Source organism: Haloglomus salinum (assembly GCF_024298825.1).
Taxonomy (GTDB): Archaea; Halobacteriota; Halobacteria; order Halobacteriales; family Haloarculaceae; genus Haloglomus; species Haloglomus salinum.
In genome coordinates, this window is sequence record NZ_CP101153.1 from 1,143,083 (window position 1) to 1,161,510 (window position 18,428).

General features: G+C 68.3%; 15 protein-coding genes. 4 read left to right on the forward strand and 11 right to left on the reverse strand.

What is annotated here, in order from left to right:
* Positions 1-96: 96 nt before the first annotated feature.
* From ppsA to NL115_RS05625, 8 genes are all read right to left on the reverse strand, one after another.
* The gene (gene ppsA, locus NL115_RS05590; RefSeq protein ID WP_254832212.1) at positions 97-2,403 is read right to left on the reverse strand and encodes a phosphoenolpyruvate synthase; all 2,307 of its coding nucleotides are present in this window, start codon (positions 2,401-2,403) and stop codon (positions 97-99) included.
* 298 nt (positions 2,404-2,701) lie between these two features.
* Positions 2,702-2,860, reverse strand: coding sequence for a hypothetical protein (locus tag NL115_RS05595; protein ID WP_254832213.1), 159 nt, complete (start codon positions 2,858-2,860; stop codon positions 2,702-2,704).
* A 7-nt stretch (positions 2,861-2,867) separates the two neighbouring features.
* Positions 2,868-3,254, reverse strand: coding sequence for a SipW-dependent-type signal peptide-containing protein (locus NL115_RS05600; RefSeq protein ID WP_254832214.1), 387 nt, complete (start codon positions 3,252-3,254; stop codon positions 2,868-2,870).
* Positions 3,247-4,698 carry a signal peptidase I gene (locus NL115_RS05605; protein WP_254832215.1) on the reverse strand — a complete coding sequence of 484 codons (1,452 nt, stop codon included), beginning with the start codon at positions 4,696-4,698 and terminating at the stop codon, positions 3,247-3,249. Before NL115_RS05605 ends, NL115_RS05600 begins: the two co-directional genes overlap by 8 nt.
* Entirely contained in the window at positions 4,695-5,681 is a 987-nt protein-coding gene (locus tag NL115_RS05610; RefSeq protein WP_254832216.1) for a hypothetical protein, read from the reverse strand. Before NL115_RS05610 ends, NL115_RS05605 begins: the two co-directional genes overlap by 4 nt.
* A gap of 310 nt (positions 5,682-5,991) precedes the next feature.
* On the reverse strand, positions 5,992-7,794 hold the full coding sequence (locus tag NL115_RS05615; protein ID WP_254832217.1) for a SipW-dependent-type signal peptide-containing protein: 1,803 nt from the start codon (positions 7,792-7,794) through the stop codon (positions 5,992-5,994).
* A gap of 97 nt (positions 7,795-7,891) precedes the next feature.
* Complete coding sequence (locus NL115_RS05620; RefSeq protein WP_254832218.1) at positions 7,892-9,532, reverse strand: vWA domain-containing protein; 1,641 nt, start codon at positions 9,530-9,532, stop codon at positions 7,892-7,894.
* A 92-nt stretch (positions 9,533-9,624) separates the two neighbouring features.
* Positions 9,625-10,530 (reverse strand): SipW-dependent-type signal peptide-containing protein, encoded by a 906-nt coding sequence (locus NL115_RS05625; RefSeq protein WP_254832219.1) that lies wholly within the window; start codon positions 10,528-10,530, stop codon positions 9,625-9,627.
* Between the two features lie 369 nt (positions 10,531-10,899).
* Between NL115_RS05625 and NL115_RS05630 the strand changes: the two genes are divergently transcribed.
* Positions 10,900-11,442 (forward strand): DUF7344 domain-containing protein, encoded by a 543-nt coding sequence (locus NL115_RS05630; protein WP_254832220.1) that lies wholly within the window; start codon positions 10,900-10,902, stop codon positions 11,440-11,442.
* 26 nt (positions 11,443-11,468) lie between these two features.
* Here the strand turns inward: NL115_RS05630 and NL115_RS05635 are convergent, their stop codons facing one another.
* Complete coding sequence (locus tag NL115_RS05635; protein ID WP_254832221.1) at positions 11,469-12,128, reverse strand: helix-turn-helix domain-containing protein; 660 nt, start codon at positions 12,126-12,128, stop codon at positions 11,469-11,471.
* A gap of 148 nt (positions 12,129-12,276) precedes the next feature.
* Here NL115_RS05635 and NL115_RS05640 point away from each other — a divergent pair, with 148 nt between their 5' ends.
* The 3 genes from NL115_RS05640 to NL115_RS05650 all read left to right on the forward strand — a co-directional run bounded on the left by NL115_RS05640 (position 12,277) and on the right by NL115_RS05650 (position 15,195).
* Positions 12,277-13,455, forward strand: coding sequence for a hypothetical protein (locus NL115_RS05640; RefSeq protein ID WP_254832222.1), 1,179 nt, complete (start codon positions 12,277-12,279; stop codon positions 13,453-13,455).
* Positions 13,456-13,518: 63 nt separating this feature from the next.
* Positions 13,519-13,695 carry a DUF5786 family protein gene (locus NL115_RS05645; RefSeq protein WP_254823792.1) on the forward strand — a complete coding sequence of 59 codons (177 nt, stop codon included), beginning with the start codon at positions 13,519-13,521 and terminating at the stop codon, positions 13,693-13,695.
* Between the two features lie 390 nt (positions 13,696-14,085).
* Positions 14,086-15,195, forward strand: coding sequence for a glycosyltransferase family protein (locus tag NL115_RS05650; RefSeq protein ID WP_254832223.1), 1,110 nt, complete (start codon positions 14,086-14,088; stop codon positions 15,193-15,195).
* A gap of 69 nt (positions 15,196-15,264) precedes the next feature.
* Here NL115_RS05650 and NL115_RS05655 read toward each other — a convergent pair whose 3' ends face one another.
* Both NL115_RS05655 and NL115_RS05660 read right to left on the reverse strand, forming a co-directional pair.
* On the reverse strand, positions 15,265-16,710 hold the full coding sequence (locus NL115_RS05655; protein WP_254832224.1) for an aryl-sulfate sulfotransferase: 1,446 nt from the start codon (positions 16,708-16,710) through the stop codon (positions 15,265-15,267).
* Positions 16,711-16,908: 198 nt separating this feature from the next.
* Positions 16,909-17,826 (reverse strand): PhzF family phenazine biosynthesis protein, encoded by a 918-nt coding sequence (locus NL115_RS05660; protein WP_254832225.1) that lies wholly within the window; start codon positions 17,824-17,826, stop codon positions 16,909-16,911.
* Between the last annotated feature and the right edge of the window lie 602 nt (positions 17,827-18,428).

Genomic DNA, 18,428 nt, shown 5'->3' on the forward strand with positions numbered 1-18,428 from the left:
CGGTCGGCGATGGTGCGGTAAAAGCCTCGTGACTCGTGGTGAACGTTCTGCCCTGCCGACACGTGCCGCACGTGGCCGGAAAGAGCGCGACCCGGATTACCGCACGGAGTCGAGCAGGAGCTTCTGCTCGACGCGCTTGACCTCGTGCTGGACATCGCGCACCGCGTCGATGTTGGCCGAGATGGACGACACCCCCTCGTTGACGAGGAAGCGCGCCATCTCCGGCTTCGAGCCGGCCTGCCCACAGATGGAGGTCGCCACGTCGTGCTCGCGGCAGGTCTCGATGACCTCCCCGATGAGTTCGAGGACTGCGGGGTGGAGTTCGTCGAACCGGTCGGCGACGTTGCCGTTGTTCCGGTCGACCGCGAGCGTGTACTGGGTCAGGTCGTTCGTCCCGAAGGAGGCGAAGTCGATGCCGTGCTCGACCATCGACTCGACGGTGAGCGCGGCGGCGGGCGTCTCGATCATCACGCCCCAGTTGCGCTTCTCCCAGTCGATGCCGGCCTCCTCCATCAGGTTCCGGGCCTGGATGACGTCCTCGGCGTCGTTGACCAGCGGGAGCATCAGCTCGACGTTGTCGTAGCCCATCTCCCAGAGCCGGCGGAACGCCTCCAGCTCGTGGGCGAACACGTCCGGCCGGTCGAGCGAGCGCCGGACGCCACGATAGCCCAGCATCGGGTTGTGCTCGTGGGGCTCGTCGTCGCCGCCCTCCAGCTGGCGGAACTCGTCGGTCGGGGCGTCGAGGGTGCGGACCCGGACCGGGCGCGGGTAGAACTCGTCGGCGACACCGCGCACGCCGTTGATTATCTCGTCGATGTAGGCGTCCTCGCCGTGGTTCTCGATGTAGTGCTCGGGCGTCTCGTTCGTCGAGAGGATCATGTGCTCCATCCGGAGCAGCCCCACGCCGTCGGCGCCGGTCTGGGCCGCGCGCTCGGCGGCCTCGGGGATGGAGACGTTCACCTTGACCTCCGTCGCGGTCATCGGCTTGACGGGGTTCTGCGGGCGGACCTCCTCCAGGCGGTCCTCCTTGGTGGTCTCCTCGTCGGCGCTCCCCTCCGTGACGGTCCCCTTGTCCCCGTCGATGGTGATGAGCTGGCCGTCACCCAGCACCTCCGAGCCGGTACCGGTGCCGACCACGGCGGGAACGCCGAGCTCGCGCGAGACGATGGCGGCGTGAGAGGTCATCCCGCCCTCGTCGGTGACGATGCCGGCGGCGCGCTTCATCGCGGGCACCATGTCCGGCGTCGTCATCTCGGTGACGATGATGTCGCCCTCGCCGACCTTGTCGAGCCCGTCGAGCTTGCGGACGACGCGGGCCGCGCCGCTCACGATACCGGGCGAGGCGCCCAGCCCCTTCAGCAGGACGTCGTCGTCCTCGCCGTTCCCACTTCCGTCGCTTACGGCCGCATCAGCGCCTGCCCCGGCGCTCGCGTCGCTGATGGTCGTGATGGGCCGGGACTGGAGCATGAACACGCCCTCGTCCGTGATGGCCCACTCGACGTCCTGGGGGTCGTCGTAGTGGTCCTCGGCGCGCTCGCCGATATCGATGAGCAGCTCGATCTCGTTCTCGTCGAGGACCTGCGCCTCACGCAGTTCCTCGTCTACCTCGCGCTCGATGGTCGACCCCGTCTCGGGGTCCTTCTCCATCATGGTCTTCTTGTCCGCGATAGTGGCGTCGAGCACCTCGCCCGTCTCGCGGTCGATGACGTAGTTGTCGGGGGAGACCGACCCCGAGACGACGGCCTCGCCGAGCCCCCACGCGGCCTCGATGATGATCTTCGGCTCACCCGTGGAGGGATGCGAGGTGAACATGACGCCGGACTTCTCGGCGTCGACCATCCGCTGGACGACGACCGCGATGTCGACCTTGTCGTGGGCGAAGCCCTGCTCCTGCCGGTAGTAGATGGCGCGCTGCGTAAAGAGGGAGGCCCAGCACCGCTTCACGCGGTCGATGAGGTCCTCACCGGTGATGTTGAGGAAGGTCTCCTGCTGGCCGGCGAAGGAGGCGTCCGGGAGGTCCTCGGCGGTCGCCGAGGACCGCACCGCGACGAACGCCTCGCCGTCGTCGAGGGCGGCGTACGCATCGAGGATGCCCTGGCGCATCTCCTCGGGCATCTCCGTCTCGAGGATGAGCTCTTTGGCGTGGGCCTCGGCCTCGGCGAGCGCGGTCGAGTCCTCGGCGTCCACGTCGACGGCCTCGAACAGTTCCTCGTCGATACCCGTGGACTCGATGAACTCGCGATAGCTGCCCGCGGTCACCACGAACCCCGGCGGGACGGGGAGGCCGGCAGCGGTCATCTCCCCGAGAGAGGCGCCCTTGCCGCCGACCAGATCGAGGTCGTCTGACCCGATCTCGTCCAGCCAGAGGACGAACTCGTTCGCACCCGAATCCGGTGTAGCCATTTGGTCGTTATCTTGCCAGCCCCGGTGATAGGTGCTTCGTTACTCGCCGGTGACCGAGGTCGGCCGAGAGCGCCGAATATCGCCGCCTCGGTGGGCGAAGCACCGAGAATCTTTGGACGGGAAGGACTGTCCGTAGCCACTCGCGGTCAGGGGTGTCGACGCGGCCGCTAGGCCCCAGATAACAAAGGTCACTCCCGGCCGACCCTTGATGTTCGGACACCTGTTCCCCGAGGGCCGGCCGCCTGCCCCCTGCAGCAGGGACATCGACGTGACCGTCCTGTCGGTGGCTCTTGGCTACTCAGCGCAGAATCGTGGGCATGCCGATGCCTGTCGCGGACAGCACGACGAACGACACGAGGAGATAGACGAGTAACACCAGCACGTTGCGCTTGTGCGTTCCAGGGGCCATCCCCGGGACGAGGGCAGCGATGGATGGATTGGGAATCCGGAGGAGCATCCGGCGATCAGCCCGATTCGGTGATCTGCTCGCCACCGTCGGGGGACTCCGGCATCGGTGTCGGCGAGTCGGTGGCCGTGGGGGTCGGGGTCGAAGCCGTGCCGGTCTTCGTCTCGGTGTCGCCTGTCACGGTGCCCGTCTCGGTCGCCGGCGATTCCGGGGGTGGAGTCGGAGTCGGAGCGGTGATGGAGGAACCCTTACCGCCCGACTCCTCGGCGAACACCGAGACGCCGGAAGTACCGCTGTTGCCGCCGCCGGACCCCCCGAGCGCGGACGCGTCGATGGTGACCGACACCTCCTCCTCATCGGTGAACGCGGCGTAGGTGTGTCCGCCAGCGATGCTCAGCCCGAACACCAGCACGACCACCAGGACGGCCCTTCGGCGGTCAGTCATCCGAACCACCCCCGCGGACGGCGGATAGTCGCCGATAGACGAATCGAGTCGGCTCTACGACCGCGTACCCGACGTAGTAGAGCAGGACGAACGGGACCGCGATCAGCGGGTTCTTCGACGGGGGCTGTGCCCCCCCGCGGCCCGTCTCCTCCGTCTCGGCTGTCGGAGTACTATCGGCGGGTCCGTCCACGGGCGGACCCGATAGCGAATCCAGGTCGACAGGTACGATAGCCGGTTCCAGCTGGTCGGGCGTGACGACTGGTGCCGGAGCAGGGGCCGACTCCGCCTCGGAGACTGCCGGTTCGGTGGTCCCGGTCGGCGACCGGGGCACGACCACATCGGCGCCGTCTCGGCCGGGAGCCGCCTCTCCGGGCACCGCTCCATCGAGCGGTTCCCCGAAGACGGGGCCGTCGGTCCCCGTCCGGAGAGTTCCGGCGCCTCGCACGGCAGCTCGCTCGGTCCCGCCATCGTGGACCGCCTCGTGACGACGCTCTGATGTCCTCGCGGCGGTGGCGGGGACGGTCGCCGGAGCATCGGCGCCCGACCGCGTTTCCGTCTCGGGTGGTGAGCCCCCGAACAGGTACATCGCCCCGACGAGGACGAGCGTCGCGCCAACGGTCGTGGCGCCCGTCACGGCCCAGACCTCCAGGGTCGCGTAGGCCACCCACACGGCGTACGCCGTGAACAGGAACAGGACTCCGACCGTCAGCCGGAGGTCCATCGGGGTCAGCGTGAACCCGCCGTCCTCGTTCGCCGCGTCGGCGGGCGCGGCGTCCCCGTCGGCTGTCGCCGCCGTGGTTCCGGTCGTCGCTATGGGGTCGGGCTCGGTGGACGCACCCGGTTCGGGGTCGCCCGGCTCCTCGCTGGCGCCGTCCCCGCCGCGACTGGACCGCACGAGCACGTACGCCTCCGAGAGTACCAGCAACACCAGCGGCGCGACGAGGAGCGTGAGGATTCCCGTGGTGGTCCCGGCGAACTGGATGACGTAGCCGACCAGCGGGATGACGAACAGGTGGCCCCCGACGGTCGGCACCACACCGCGGACCTGGTCGGCAGTCACCAGTGCCGGGTCGGGGTCCTCGTTCGCGTCCCCCGCGGTCCGGAACGCGAGCCCCTGCTCGGTCTCGACCACCTCGATGACCCGGTGGGTCGTCGGTCGCGTCTCGCCCGCCGCCGCGAAGGTCACCACGTCGCCCGCCGAGATGGTCGACGGCGGCGCCGCGTCGACGACGATGACATCGCCCGCACTCATCGCCGGCTCCATGCTCCCCGAGAGCACGACGTAGCTCGCGTCGGCGCCGACGACGCCCGGCACTGCGTAGACGACGAACGGCAGGACGAGGGCGACGACGAGGAGTGTCCCCACCACCGACAGTAGCCGCCGCCAGGGTACTGATCCGAGCACGTCGTCGCCGCCGTCACGTTCGAGTTCGGTGTCTGTCATTCTTCGCACCCCTTCGATTCCGGCGTCTGGAACGTTCTCTCGTACTTCAGCCCGCACATGCCGGGGCACGGTTCCGAGTTTGTCCGGCCGCTGCCGGGAAACGAGTTGCCGCTCTTGTCGTAGGTCGTCCCGCCCGTCGCCGTGGTGAAGGTGCCCGACGTACCTGGGTCGGTGAAGACCCGAATCTCGGGGCCGTACTTCAGCACCACGGTCTCCAGCGTCGACGGTGCGCTCGTCAGGTCGAGGGTGTCCCCGCTCACGGTGAACACCAGGTCGCCGTCCGTCAGGGTCTCTCCGTCCGCCGCGCAGAACGCGACCCAGCTGATATCCTTCCCCGACGACACGGGACACGACAGCGGCTCGTACGGGTTCGTCGGTGCGTCGTTGTTGCGACACTGCTCGGCGAAGAACTCCAGGTCGAAGTCCGTCTCGTCGAACTCCGCGGAGTCCTCGGTGTACTCCCACCCGACGAGGAGGTATCGAGTCGTGTCCGCGTCCAGACATCCGTCGTCGCCGAACTGGAGCTTCGTTCCCGGCTGTTCGGCGAGGTCACGGAGGGTCCGGCCGTCGATGGCCACTCCGTCGGCGTCCAGGACGTGGTCGCCTGGCGTCCCCTGTGCGTCGGCGTAGCGGACGGAGAGTTCCAGCGCGTCGGCGAGCCCGGCTGCGGATTCGGGCGGACAGGTCGGCTGGAACCAGACGTGCGCCGGGTTGTTCTCCGAACCCGGGAGCGAGATATCCAGAAGCTCCTGTCCGCTCGTGTTGCCCGTCTCGAGCTTCGCAGTCAGGTTCTCGCCGTCGGTGTTGTTCCAGGCGACATCCAGCTCTAACGAGCCGCTCTCGAACAGGCCACTGAAGGACTCCTCGTCCCGGAGGAGCGCCGCGCTCCCGACGCCGCCGACGACCCCGAGCCCGCCCGCCCCAGCCGCGGCTGCCAGTACCTTCCGGCGGGCGATTCCCCGGTCGCCGTCATCGTTGGTCATCTTGTCCCCCCTCCGAGCGTCGGACCCCCCGGTCGTTCGGCTCTGCCGTGTCATGCGATGACCAATAGCATAAACCCCCTGAAAAGTAATTCATCAGACAGGTCGACCGCCCGAGCCGACTCTCGACCCTCTGGGCGTCTCTCGGCATGGAGGACCTGTTGCTCCGGCAGGGGTACTGCGCGCTCGACGGGTGCGGTCCCGCCGGGCATCGTCCGCCAGCCGATTCGTGTGTCATGTGTTGTGCCTCGTTCGAGGCCCACCGGCGGAGTCGAACCGCCGAGATGCCGAGCGTGGGTTGCGTTAAGCGTACCTACTGCGGGACGATTGCCTGGAGATATGCCCCGAACGGCCCGCCCGACGTCACCGCCACGTCGTAGGAGTTGTCGGCGATGAACGTCCCGATTGGTGCGTTCCCGGTCTGATCGCCGAGGTAGAGCGGCGGGACGCTCGGGTTGTTGGTGTTGTTGACGCTGTTGTCGATGTTGCTGATGCTGTTCTCGAGCAGGGTCAGCTCCGTCGCAGCCCCCTTCAACTCAACTCCGATATTGATATTGTTGATGGTATTGTTGCGGGCCAGGTAGTTCGGCCCGGTCGCATCAACGGCGCATCCAACGCCAAGATACTGAGTACTATCACTGGCGAGAACCGATGAGATATCGTTGTCGACGATGTCGACGTTCTTTGGGTCGACACCATGGTTACCGGTCCCGCGAATTATCACACCGAACGCATAGGAATTGACCGGATTTCCGGACGTATCCACGCCTATCTCCTCAATTGTGTTACCCTTGACCGTCGCCCCATCCACGTTCCCCTGGATGCTGACTCCGGTCGAACCACCAGAGACGGAGTTGTAGACGTTCCGGACCGTATTGTCCCGAACGGTCACGTTGTTGATTGTATCCGAAGGGGAGTTATCTTGACCGCCGAACACGTTGATTCCGTCCGTGCCGAAGAACCCGCTCGAACCGGGAGCACGACGAAAGTTCTCCACGATATTATTGACGATTGTCACGTCGTCCGGGCTGGGACTGACCCTGATTGCTTCGTCTTCCCCAGCGGTTGAAGTCGCATCCGGCGGCGAGACGGTGAACCCACAGAGGGTCGCCCCGTCCGCGCTCACGACGACCTGGTCGGTGATGGTCGTCGCGGCCGGGTCCCGCGAGAACAGCAGGAGGTCCGGCACGTCGACCGTCACCTGCTCAGCGTACGTCCCGGGTTTGACCATGATGACATCGCCGGGGGAGGCGGCGTCGATGGCAGCCTGGATGGAGTCGCCCGAGGAAACCACCGCGTCGACGAACGGGTTGGCCGGGTCGGGGTTGTTCCGCGCCTGCTGGGCGACGAACTGGAAGCTGAACTCGATGGCGTCGGACTGGATCTCGTTGCCGACGTCCGTCGGCACCTCCCACTCGATGCAGAGACACGGCCCCTGCTGGTCGTCGGCGCCGCTGGAGCCGGGATACGGCGTCGCCGAACCGTCGTCGTTCACCGGCTCGTCCCCGTCGAGCGGGAAGCCGGTCTCTAGCTCCTTCGAAAGGTCGGCCAGCGTGTAGTCGTCAGGATTGTTCAGCTCTCGGGGGTTGCTGCAGACCACCTGATCGCCGTCGAGACTCGCGCTCTCGGCATACGAGACCGTCACATCCATCGCACAGCTCAGATCGCCAGCGCCCGCGCCGTCGTTCGTCCCGTTCAGGCTGCCGCCGGGCGTGGCGTCGACGCCACCCTCCGGCTCGGTCTGTCCGTTCTCGTAGTCGGTCACACCGTCGGAACCGACCCAGAGCCACCCGGGATTCGTGACGAGCTTCGGGCAGAACACGAGCGTCCCGCTGTCGCCCGGCTTCACGTCCGAGACGGTGTAGTCGTACACCGTTGTCCCGTCGCCGTTGACCTCGCCGCTCTGGCTACTGGAGCCGAACGACCCCTGGTCCGTACTGGTGTAGTAGTCGACCACGAGGTCGAGCGTCCCCGCCTGCAAGATGTTGTCGTCGAACGATTCGGTGTCGCTGAACAGGGCGCTCGTGCCCAGTCCAGCGCCCGCTCCAGCGGCGCCCACCGTAGCGAGCCCCGCGAGTGCCTTCCGCCGCGTGAGTTCGAAGTCCCGGTCTGTCATGATTACCCCCCAGTCGGGAGAGGCCCACCGGCGGAGTCGAACCGCCGTGATGCACCAGCGTGGGTGGGTCGCGGATGAGGGGACGTTCGGCTCGGAGCTACTCGGTCGATATCGGCGTCGAGGCTCCGTTGTTCCGGCATTGCTCGGTGTAGAAGCCGAGATCGAACGCCACCGAGTCGCTCTGGACCAGATTCCCGACCTCCGCCGGGAGCTCCCACCGGAAGCCGAGACACTGCGTCATCTCGGGCATGTAGCAGCTCCGCACCTCCGTGATGCGGTTGGCATCGAGTGGAATCCCGTCCCCGTCCGACAGTTTAGTCAGCGCCTCCGCGAGCGTCCCCTCGAAGAACGCCTCCTCCGGGAGGAAGAGCAGCGCGACCTGCTGGAACAGCTGTGGGATGGAGTTCGAGTCGGTCAGTTCGAACAGGTAGCTCGCGTCGCCGCCGCCCGAGTCGGCGGGGCCCGCCATGGATTCGAGGAGGTCCTGAGCGTCCGCATTGCTCGTCTGATCGCCGATGACGTACAGGTCCGTGGCGGGAGCTGGATCGTCGCTACGGGCGTCGTCGGCCGCACCCTCCACGCCATCGAAGTACGACTGCTGGAGCGAGCCGCCGCGGTAGGGCTCACCGTCGGTGAAGACGACGTTGACCGCCCCCACCCCACGACCGTTATTGTCGAGTTCCTGCTGGGCCTGCTCGATGCCCGGCTCCAGCGCCGTCCCGGTGCTGATGCCACCGCCGTCGCTCGGGGTCGGGCCGCCGCCGGTGAGGGTGGCGACGGTGTCTCGGAAGTTCCCGAGCGTCGAGCGCAGGTTCGATGGGGTGTCGAGCCCGAACAGCTGGGTCTGCGGGTGGTCGAGGGTTCCGTCGTCGGGGTCGAAGCCGTCGAAGAACAGCACGCCGACCTCGATGTTCACGTCCCCGCCGGCGTCGACGAGCGCGTCGAGGAACTGGCGGACCCCCCGCTCGACGAGGTCGATCTTCGTCGTCTCGGACCGCGTGTCACCGCCGACGGTGATTGGGTCGTCGCTGACGACACCGCCGTACTGGTCGTAGAACATCGATCCGGAGGCGTCGAGGGTGAACATGATATCGGCGTCCTCTCCCCCGCCGAGGCCGTTGTCGCAGTCCCGGTCGTACCACATTTCGACCTCGATGTTCTCGGCGAGTTCACCCCGGCCGTCCGGGTCGTCCGGGTCGATGTCGCCATCCTCCGAGGATGTCGGCTCCGGCTCCGTGTAGCCCCGCTCGGAGTTCGAAACCTCCGCGCCCTGCATCCAGATGTAGCCAGGATTGTCACAGAGGTGGAGGCTGAACGTAATCTCGCCGGAGTCGCCGGGCTTGACGTCGGTCAGCTCCACGAGCGACCCCTGCTCGCCGGCGCCGTCGAAGTCGTAGTCGTCGTCGAACGCCGGCGTGTCGCAGGTGAGATACTCGACGAGGTTCCGCTCCGTGTACTCGACCGCGTACTCCTCGGTCGGGTGGAGGACCGACTGGCGTCCGTCCCCATCGTGGTCCGGGTGGGCGTTGACGTACATGGGGTCGCCGGCCCCGTCGTAGGTCTGTTGCCAGTCGACCAGGAGGTCGAGATTGCCGGCCGCGAGCGTGTTGCCGACGAACTCCTCGGTGTCGCCGAACAGCGCACTCGTGCCGAAGCCCGCGCCGAGGCCGGCCGCGCCGACCGCCCCCAGTGCTCCGAGCACCTTCCGTCGCGTGATGTCGATTTTACGGTTGCTCATGTCATCGCCCCCTCCGGGCAGGACCCACCGGCGGAGTCGAACCGCCGTGATGCACCAGCATGGGTCGGCCTACCGCCACCTCGAACTCGGCGCTATGTGCCTCCCCCGGACGGGTCTCCCGGGCTCCCGGACTCGAACGGCCACTCGGCGTCGTCGAGCGGGCTCGGCGGGTCGTTGTTCCGGGCCTGCTCGGCCTCCCAGCCGAAGTCGAACTGCACGGAGTCGCTCTGGATCTCGTTGCCGACCGTGTCGGGAATCTCGAACCGCGTGTAGTTGGTCACGCAGCCGACATCCGGGTTCAGGCCGGAGGTGGTCCCGTTCGCGCCACCGATCTTGGTCGGGTCGGTGAAGCCACCCTCTCCGGACTCCAGGTCCCCGTGCCCGTCTCCTCCCCGGTAGATGATGCCGGTACTCAGGGCGCCGAGGTAGCTCTGCAGGCTCTGTGTCGCGAACTCGACCGTGCCGCCCCCACCGCTTGTCCAGTCACCCTCGTAGACGGTGACCTCGACGTTCTGTGCCAGCTCCCCGCTCCCGTCGATGTCGCCGTCCGGGTCGACAGTGGAGTTGTTGGGGTCGTCACCGGCCTCGGGTTCGGTCACGGAGTTCTCGTCGTTGCTGTCGAGACCGCCCACGCCCTGCACGTAGCCCGCGTTGCCCTCGATACAGACCGCCTGCCTGATGACGAACCAGTCGCCGGGCTTCGCGTCGGCGATCGCGAAGCTGACCTCGTCACCGTCGAAGGTGTAGCTCTCACCCGGCTCGATGGAGTTCCCATTCCCCCAGGTCAGTCCGGCGGCAGCGAACTCGTCGCTGGTCTCGACGAGTTCCAGCTCCACCGTCATGTTCAGCGTCCCCGCGGTGATCGAGTTGTCCTCGAACGATTCCGTGTCGCTGAACAGGGCACTCGTGCCCAGTCCAGCGCCCGCCCCCGCGGCCCCCACAGTTGCGAGCCCCGCGAGCGCCTTCCGCCGCGTCAGTTGATAGCGTTCGTCTGTCATGGTCTCGGTCCAGGGCCCGTCGGGACGCCCGGACTTGCCCAAGCCACTACCCCCCATCCACTAAGCTAATGGCGCACCCTCGAGGAAAAACGGGTAGTTCGGCGGCTCTAACCCCAAATTCGAGACCCCATTCGGGTCGTTATCCGACTCGAATCGGTCGTTGAGCGCGCTGAAAGCATCGGTTAATCGTCCCGTCACACGGGGGAGAGCCCCCCTCCACCGCGAACCGCGGACGGAGCCAAACGTCTGAAAAAATATTCACAAACGACCTCATGATTTATACAGTGTCAAGCGCACCAGATACTCACTGACTGCCACGGCAGCATCCGGCATCGCCGGTGCCAGCGTCAGACCGAGGGAGGGGGGACGATGAAGGTACTACCGACATACAACAACGGCATCGACAGGGGTGAGGTGCACGAGATACTCCGGAACGACCGGCGTCGCGCGACGGTCGAGGTGCTCCGGGCGAAGCTGGGGTCGGTCTCGCTGCGGAATCTCTCGGAGGCAATCGCCGAGCGCGAGGCCGGCGAGTCGCCGCCACCGCGCAAGGTCCGGCAGAGCGTCTACAACTCGTTGCACCAGACGCATCTCCCGAAACTCGACGAGCGGGGCGTCATCGAGTACGACCGGGACCGGAAGACGGTCCAGCTCGAGGAGGGGGCGCGTCACGTGTACGTCCACATGGAGGTCGTCAACGAGTACGGCATCACGTGGGCGGACTACTACCGCTCGCTGGGCGTGCTCGCGCTGATGACCGTTGTCGCCGCCGGCCTCGGGACGCCGTTCCTGTCGTCGGTCGAGCCGATGCTCATCGCGAGCGTCTTCCTCGTACTTTTCGCGCTCTCGACGGCCCGCCAGCTGTGGGTCAACCGCTGGCTCTACCTCCGGGCACTCCTCCCGGACGAGTAGGGCCCGTCGGGGTGCTGGTCGGTCGCTCACCCGTCGCCGAGCAGCGCCCCCATCACCTTCGTCTCCGCGTTCCGGAGGTGGTGGCCGACGGTCCCCGCCGCGCAGTCGACGGCGGCCGCCACGTCCTCGTAGGTCGCCTCGCGCGGGTTCCGGTAGTAGCCGAGCTCGACGGCGGCCCGGAGCGTCTCGCGCTCCCGGGGCGTCAGCCGCGCCAGGAGCCGGTCGGACCCCGGCCGGTACTCCCCCGTCCGCTCGACCTGTACCTGGACCCCCGCCGGGACCGCGTCGATAGCGCCCTGGAGTTCGGCGTCGTCACCCACCAGCGTCAGCACGACCTCGCGCCCGTCGACGAGACGGATGGGCCAGTCGACGACCACCGTCCACTCGTCGAGGACGCCGAGGATGGCGGCCGTCATCGCGCTCGGGGTCGTGTTGGCGTACATCAGCTGCCGGCCACTCAGCTCGGTCACCTGCCAGCTCACCGCCCCGTCGAGGCGGTCGGCCGCGAGCCGCTCGGCCATCGTCCGGTCGCCCGTGTACTCGTACAGCAGCACCGAGGAGCCGTCGGCCAGGAGTCGCAGGGCGTGAACGGCCCGGATGGAGATATCGTCGGCCTCGGCAGCGGCGCGATGGAACGGGCCGAACCACCCCCGTTCGGGCTGGATACGGACCCGGATGGCCCTCATACGCCGCCGCTCATCGTCCATCCGCAAGAAACCCCCGGCGCCAGCCGACATAACTCGGGGCATCGAGCCGGCTGCTGACGGTCGGTGATGGGGGGCTCACATCTGAGACCGAAACTACTCCCCCGAATGAGTACCGTCAACTGGTGGCATGACAGAAGACCGACCCAGCATCTCGCGGCGCCGCGTACTGAAGTCGACCGGGGCCGCCACGGCCGGGCTCGCACTCGCCGGGCGTGGGGCGGCCGAGGAGGGCCACGACACCTCGAACTGCCCGGGCTACTACAGCAACGCCGAGAAGGGCGGCGGCCACCACGGCGGGAGCCAGGACCAGCTCCAGCAGCAGCTCTGTCCGAACCATCCGGACGCGACGACCGGCCCCGGGCACACGAACAACCACTCCAACGGCGGGTCGAGCGCCTGTCCGGCGAGTCACGGGCTGGACCCGGAGACCTGCACGGCAGCTGAGTGGCCGGACTGTACGAACTGGCCGGAGCCGACGAAGGAGATAATCCGGGAGTCACGCGACTCGCTGACGACCAACTTCGACGACGTGGGAACGCTGCTGGCGAAAGGGTACATCCCCTACTTCGACGTCGTCCTGCCGGGCGTGAACGGCGGGGTCTCCCACTGGCTCAATCCCGAGTTCATCGACGACGGGACCGTCGACGCCGACCCCGCGAAGCCCGAATCGATCATCATGGACAACCAGTACTGGCGGCCGCTGGGACCGATGTACATCGCGACGAAGCACGGCGACCGCGTCTGGGCCGACGAGGAGGCCGAGATTCAGGCGGTTCGCCAGCTCTGGGGCTACGAGAACGAGTGTGGCACCTGCATCCCCTGGCACTCCCACGCCGGGATGCCCGGGCGCTTCGCGTGGTGGTACTACCGGCAGGTCCACGAGGGCGACTACGCGGGCGGCGAGGCCGAGGACCTCACACTGCCCTGTTACACACCGCCGATGATGCACGCGTGGATCTACCCGACGCCGCACGGGCCCCACAGCGCCACCTCGGGTGCGCCGCCGCGGCGCCACCGCCCGAGCGAGCCGGGGGTCCCGGGCTACCCCACGCCGGCGGTGCCGGGGCAGGACCAGCTCTCCTACGAGGCGCTGCCCGACGCGGTGGCCGAAGCCGCGATGCCGGAGCGGCTGGAGCGTGAGCTCCAGGTCATCGCGGCGCTCCCGGACGAGACCCTGCGGACGGCCACCGTCGCGGAACTCGAGGACATCATGACCGCACGGCTCGGCCCCGTCGGAGATTCGCTGGACGGCCTGGGCGCTGTCGGCACGGTGACCGAGGGGCTCGGCGACATCGCCGGGCTGTGAATCCGTCACGCACATCGGACCGACCCCCGCGACTTATCCGTCCCTGTCCCGTGCGTCGGGTGTATGGGCTTTGGCAGCTACGATGAATCCGAACAGGAGAATCAGCAGCAATCCACCGACGACGAGGACGTCGAGGCCGTCAACGTCCACGAACACGACCACGACGGCGAGGTCAGCTTCGAGAACGACGCCGGAACCGACGAGCTCCTGGACCGACTCCAGGAGATGAAAGAGGACTGAACCGGCACCGGCACTCAAGAAGCAGCGTATTGTTCGGCGGAACCGGCTCGCTTTTCGACCGGAAAGACGCCCAGCAACGGGGATGACCGACGACGAGCGCGAGCCCCGGACGGACGGGGACTCGGGGGTAGGAGGGACACGGGAGACGCGGGAGACGAGGAGGACCACCGTCCCCGGTATCGTGGGCTCACCCAGCGGGTCGCCGCGGCCGCCCCCGGCACGGCGCTCGAACGCCTCCGTGACCGGCTTCCGACCCCGTCGCGAGCGGACGCGTTCCCCATCAGCATCCAGCGCCGGGGGGCCTTCTCCCCGGACCGGCTGCTCGCGTCGCTGGTCGTCCTCCTCGGGACCGGCGGCATCCTCCTGGCGCTGGGGTACGCCCGCATCCTCGTGCTCCCGCCACCGCTCGGGGAATGGATACTCTGGGCGGTCTACGTCGGTCTCTGGTCGTTCGTCGGTATCTACGCCGCCGCGACGTGTATCTGGTCGGTCGAGGCGCTCCTGGCCCAGCGCTACGACTCGCCACCGCTCGTCTACGGCCCCGAGGACGTGCAGGTCCGGGTTCTCACCATCGCCGCCGAGGACGTGGTGCAGGCGACGGTCGATGCGCTCCCCGAGCGGCTCGACGACCGCCACGTCATCGCCGAGGAACCCATCGATATCGGCGGCGCGACGGTCCACGTCGTCCCCGACGGGTTCGCATGCGAGGCAACCGACAAGGGGCGGGCACTGGAGTGGGCCCGCCGGAACGTCGCCTGTGACCGCGAGTGGGTCCTCTTCCTCGACGAGGACACCATCGTCACGGAGTTCCCGGGGCTGCCCGACGCCGACATCACGCAGTTCCAGGAGTGGCCGATGTACACCGGCTCGCTCGTCACGTACTGGGCCGAGGTGCTCCGGATGGGCTACCAGACCGAGCTACGGGCGTTCGCCCGGCTCTCGGTCCCGCTGTACGCGTGGGGCGGCGGCATCGCGGTCCGGCAGTCGGTCGAGGACGACGTGACGTGGAACTACGAGACGCTCATCGAGGACACGGTCTTCGCGTGGCTCGCGACCGAACGGGGTACGACTACGAGGTGCTGGACACGAAGTTCCGGAACCAGGCACCGCCGTCGCTGGCGGAGATGGTCTCCCAGCGCCGGCGCTGGATGTCCGGCTCGCTGGCGCGCGAGGACATCCTCCCGTTGCACTACCGGGGGCTGTACGTGCTCCGGAACGTGGCGTGGGCGTTCTCGCCGCTGTCGCCGTTCCTGGTCGCGTTCGCCGGCCTGCTGCCCGAGACGGTGCCCGGCGTCGGCCTGCTCCGCGCACTCGGGGTCGCTCATGCTCCTGTTCACGTTCGTCTGGGTGTGGCGGGGCTGGCGCTACTACGAGGGCCCGTCGCTCCGGACGCTGCCCGTCTTCCTCCTCAACCCCGTCGTCGTGGCGCTGCACTCGCTCGGCGCGGCGTACGGGCTGGTGAGTCCGGCCGAGGAGTTCCAGGCCACCGAGAAGGAGTAGGCCACCCGGATAGGTCACGGGCGGCCCCGCATCAGGTCACTCGTGGAGTCGGACGCGGCTCTGACGCGCTCACTCGGGAGCCCGGTCGCGGCCGCGAAGCGTCGCCAGCCGACGGCGGAGCCAGTCCCGCGCCAGCCACACCTCCACGACACCCCAGCACAGCACCAGGAGGCCGGCCGTCGCGAACAGGAGGAAGGCGCTCGGGGGCATCCAGACGGGGCGGAGCCACGGCAACACGCCCTGGACGGTCTCGCCGGCAGCGACGACGAGTCCGTGGCCAGGGAGCCTCGCGAGGACGGACTCCTCGTCCGTGTCGACGGGCGTCGCCCCGGCGTCGTGGACGGCGAACGTCCCCGAGACGTTCCGGTCATGCATCGTCGGGCCGCCGGCCTCCCGGCCGTGGACGGGCCGCTCGGCGTCGTACGGGAGCCAGGGGGCGTGGGACTCCCAGACCACCTCGCCACGCGGAGTCACCTCGACCACGCGGTGGTTGATGGTGTCCGTGACGAGCGTGTTGCCGTTCGGGAGCCGGTCGGCGTCGCGGGGCCACTCGAACCCGCCGACCGACCAGGTCCGCTCCCAGTCGCAGTTGGGCTCCATATCTCCGTCGAGCGGGTGGTCCGGGTCGGCACGGTCGCAGGTGTACTCGACGACGCGGTCGTTCTCGGAGTCGGCCACCAGCAGCGCGGGCGCGCCGGCCTCGGTCTGCAGGTACGAGGGGTTGTGCTGCTCGTCGAGCACCGAGTGGTTCCCGTCCGCGCCGAACCGCATGACGATCTCGTCGGTCGAACGGTTCACCACGATGACCTGGTCGAAGTTGCGCGGCGACAGCAGGTAGAGGTCCTCGGCGATGACGTCCACGTCGTTGACGTGGGTCCAGTCGCCCGACGAGACGCCCTCGTCCGTGTCGGCAGGGTAGTGCTCCCGGAAGGTCCACTCCCACGCCACCTCGTCGGTCGTCCGGTTGTAGACGAAGACGCGGTCGTCGCTCGTCCCGTTGTTGGTGTTCCGCATGTTCGCGACCAGCAGGTTCCCCTCCGCGGTGAGGGTCACGTCGTGGGTGTCCCACAGGGGGAGGGTCTCGACCCACTCGACTTCGCGGGTGTCGCCGTCCAGTCGGATGACCTGCGTCCGCCGGTCGACGGTCCCGACCACGAGCAGGTCGCCGTCGGGCAGCGGGTCCACGTCGTAGAACCAGGAGACGTTCAGCGCTGACTGCGCGACCTGCCAGTTCGTCTCGCCACGCGGGCCGACGCCGACGAGCCGGGCGGGCTTGTTCGGGTTCACGTCCCCACCGATGTTGTCCCCCTGGACGGAGATGACCGTCTCGCCGGCGGCCGGCGCCTCGATGGTTCCGGGGGCGACCTGCGGCCGGTCGTAGACCGCCGTGTCGGCGAGACCGGTGCCGGCCAGCGACATCGCGAGCAGGAGGACCGCGAGGCGAGCGGCCGTCCAGCGGCCGTCGAGGCGGTCCGCGAAGCGTTCGCGTGGACGGCCGCGCGGGTCGTCGCTCACGACGCGACCAGCCGACCGGGGAGCCGGCGCGGGAATCGACGACCCCGTCGGCGAGGGAGGCGACGAGGGAGGCGACGAGGGAGGCGACGAGGGAGGGGTGTCGGGGACGTTTCGGCGGGCATCTACCGCCCCGGTAGCGCGAGCCGGTACAAAAGTTCCGTGTCGTGGGGCGGCGAGCCCAGAGACGCAGATGACGGGTCAGGCCTCGATGATGTCGTCGCTCTCCGGTTCGGGCACCGCAACCGCCCCATCGAGCGCGACGACGGCCTCGCCGCCGACGCGGACGCGACCCTCTGTCGTCGCGTCGCTGGCCTCGACGTGGACGATGCCGTCGCGGTCCATGAAGTGGCCCTGCTCGAAGCGCATCCGCTCGGGCGTCGGGTCGAGCGCGCCGAACCGGTCGAGATACGCCCCGCAGGCGCCCGACGCGGTCCCCGTCACGGGGTCCTCGGGGACGCCCGCGCCGGGCGCGAACATCCGCGCGTGGAGCGTCGATTCGGCGTCCAGCGTGTCGAACGTGAACGCGTAGACGCCGGCGCAGTCGTGCTCCTCCGAGAGGGCCTCGATGGCCGTCATGTCGGGGTCCATCTCGCTGAGGTCCGCGAGGTACTCGACCGGAATCATCAGGAACGGGAGCCCGGTCGTCGCGCGGGCCAGCGGCAGGTCCGCCGAGAGCCCCGTGAGCGCTGACTCGCGCACGCCGAGCGCGTCGGCCGCGCGCTCGTAGTCCAGGTCCTCCAGTTCGCGGATTTCGGGCGGGTTCTGGGTCATCCACACCGTCTCGCCGTCGACCTCGATATCGAGCACGCCGACGTTCGTCTCCAGGGTGTGCTCGCCCTCGTCGAGCTGGCCCTCCATCGCGAGCAGTCCGTGCGAGCCGATGGTGGCGTGCCCGCAGAGGTCGACCTCCTGGCTCGGCGTGAAGTAGCGGACCCGCCGGTCGGCCTCGTCGCTGGGCGTGAGGAAGGCGGTCTCGCTGGCGCCGAGTTCCGTCGCGATGGCCTGCATCTGCTCGGTGTCGAGGTCGCTCGCGTCCGGGACGACGCCGGCCGCGTTGCCCGTGAGCGGCGTGTTGGTGAACGCGTCAACGAGGAGCGCGCGTCGAGTGTCGGTCATGCTTGGTGTCGGTGTCACGGGGCACCCGGAAAACTCCGGGTGGTCGCTAGCAAGGGATTGGCGTGGTTGATTGAGAGGGAATGTCTCGAACACCGACCGTGGAAACGACTCGGACGTCTACGGAGCCCTCGCGCACTACCACGACAACGACACCTACGAAGCCCTCGCGCGCTCAGGTACCCGCGACTCGCTGTGCTCCTCGCTCCGGTCGCTTCGCTCCCTCCGCTGCGGTGCTTGCGTCGTCGGGGGCACGCTGAGCGCGCTCGCCCTTCGAGTCCGCCAGGACGCTGCCAGCGGCACGGGCGCTGTAGCCCTGCCCTTCCCCGCGTCGCGCGGGCCTCGCTGACGCTCGGCCACGCACTCCCGGCCGAGGAACGGTTGCTCGGCCGGCCGGTTCCGAGAACAGGAAGCGCGCTCGCGCCTCTCCGACGAACCCGCGAGCAACGCGAGCGTGGTGAGTCGACCCGGCGCGAGCGCGGGGAGGTGTGGGGACACTAGCACCCCAGTGGAACCCCCACGTGCGTCGCTCGACTCGAAACACTGCCCCTGGTGGAATCGAAGGGCGAGCGCTCTCGGGGAAGCACGCCGACGCAAGCACCGCA

Excerpts from the sequence above, each read along its gene's own strand:
- ppsA (WP_254832212.1), bottom strand. The coding sequence starts at position 2,403 with ATGGCTACACCGGATTCGGGTGCGAACGAGTTCGTCCTCTGGCTGGAC.
- NL115_RS05595 (WP_254832213.1), bottom strand. The coding sequence starts at position 2,860 with ATGCTCCTCCGGATTCCCAATCCATCCATCGCTGCCCTCGTCCCGGGG.
- NL115_RS05600 (WP_254832214.1), bottom strand. The coding sequence starts at position 3,254 with ATGACTGACCGCCGAAGGGCCGTCCTGGTGGTCGTGCTGGTGTTCGGG.
- NL115_RS05605 (WP_254832215.1), bottom strand. The coding sequence starts at position 4,698 with ATGACAGACACCGAACTCGAACGTGACGGCGGCGACGACGTGCTCGGA.
- NL115_RS05610 (WP_254832216.1), bottom strand. The coding sequence starts at position 5,681 with ATGACCAACGATGACGGCGACCGGGGAATCGCCCGCCGGAAGGTACTG.
- NL115_RS05615 (WP_254832217.1), bottom strand. The coding sequence starts at position 7,794 with ATGACAGACCGGGACTTCGAACTCACGCGGCGGAAGGCACTCGCGGGG.
- NL115_RS05620 (WP_254832218.1), bottom strand. The coding sequence starts at position 9,532 with ATGAGCAACCGTAAAATCGACATCACGCGACGGAAGGTGCTCGGAGCA.
- NL115_RS05625 (WP_254832219.1), bottom strand. The coding sequence starts at position 10,530 with ATGACAGACGAACGCTATCAACTGACGCGGCGGAAGGCGCTCGCGGGG.
- NL115_RS05630 (WP_254832220.1), top strand. The coding sequence starts at position 10,900 with ATGAAGGTACTACCGACATACAACAACGGCATCGACAGGGGTGAGGTG.
- NL115_RS05635 (WP_254832221.1), bottom strand. The coding sequence starts at position 12,128 with ATGAGGGCCATCCGGGTCCGTATCCAGCCCGAACGGGGGTGGTTCGGC.
- NL115_RS05640 (WP_254832222.1), top strand. The coding sequence starts at position 12,277 with ATGACAGAAGACCGACCCAGCATCTCGCGGCGCCGCGTACTGAAGTCG.
- NL115_RS05645 (WP_254823792.1), top strand. The coding sequence starts at position 13,519 with ATGGGCTTTGGCAGCTACGATGAATCCGAACAGGAGAATCAGCAGCAA.
- NL115_RS05660 (WP_254832225.1), bottom strand. The coding sequence starts at position 17,826 with ATGACCGACACTCGACGCGCGCTCCTCGTTGACGCGTTCACCAACACG.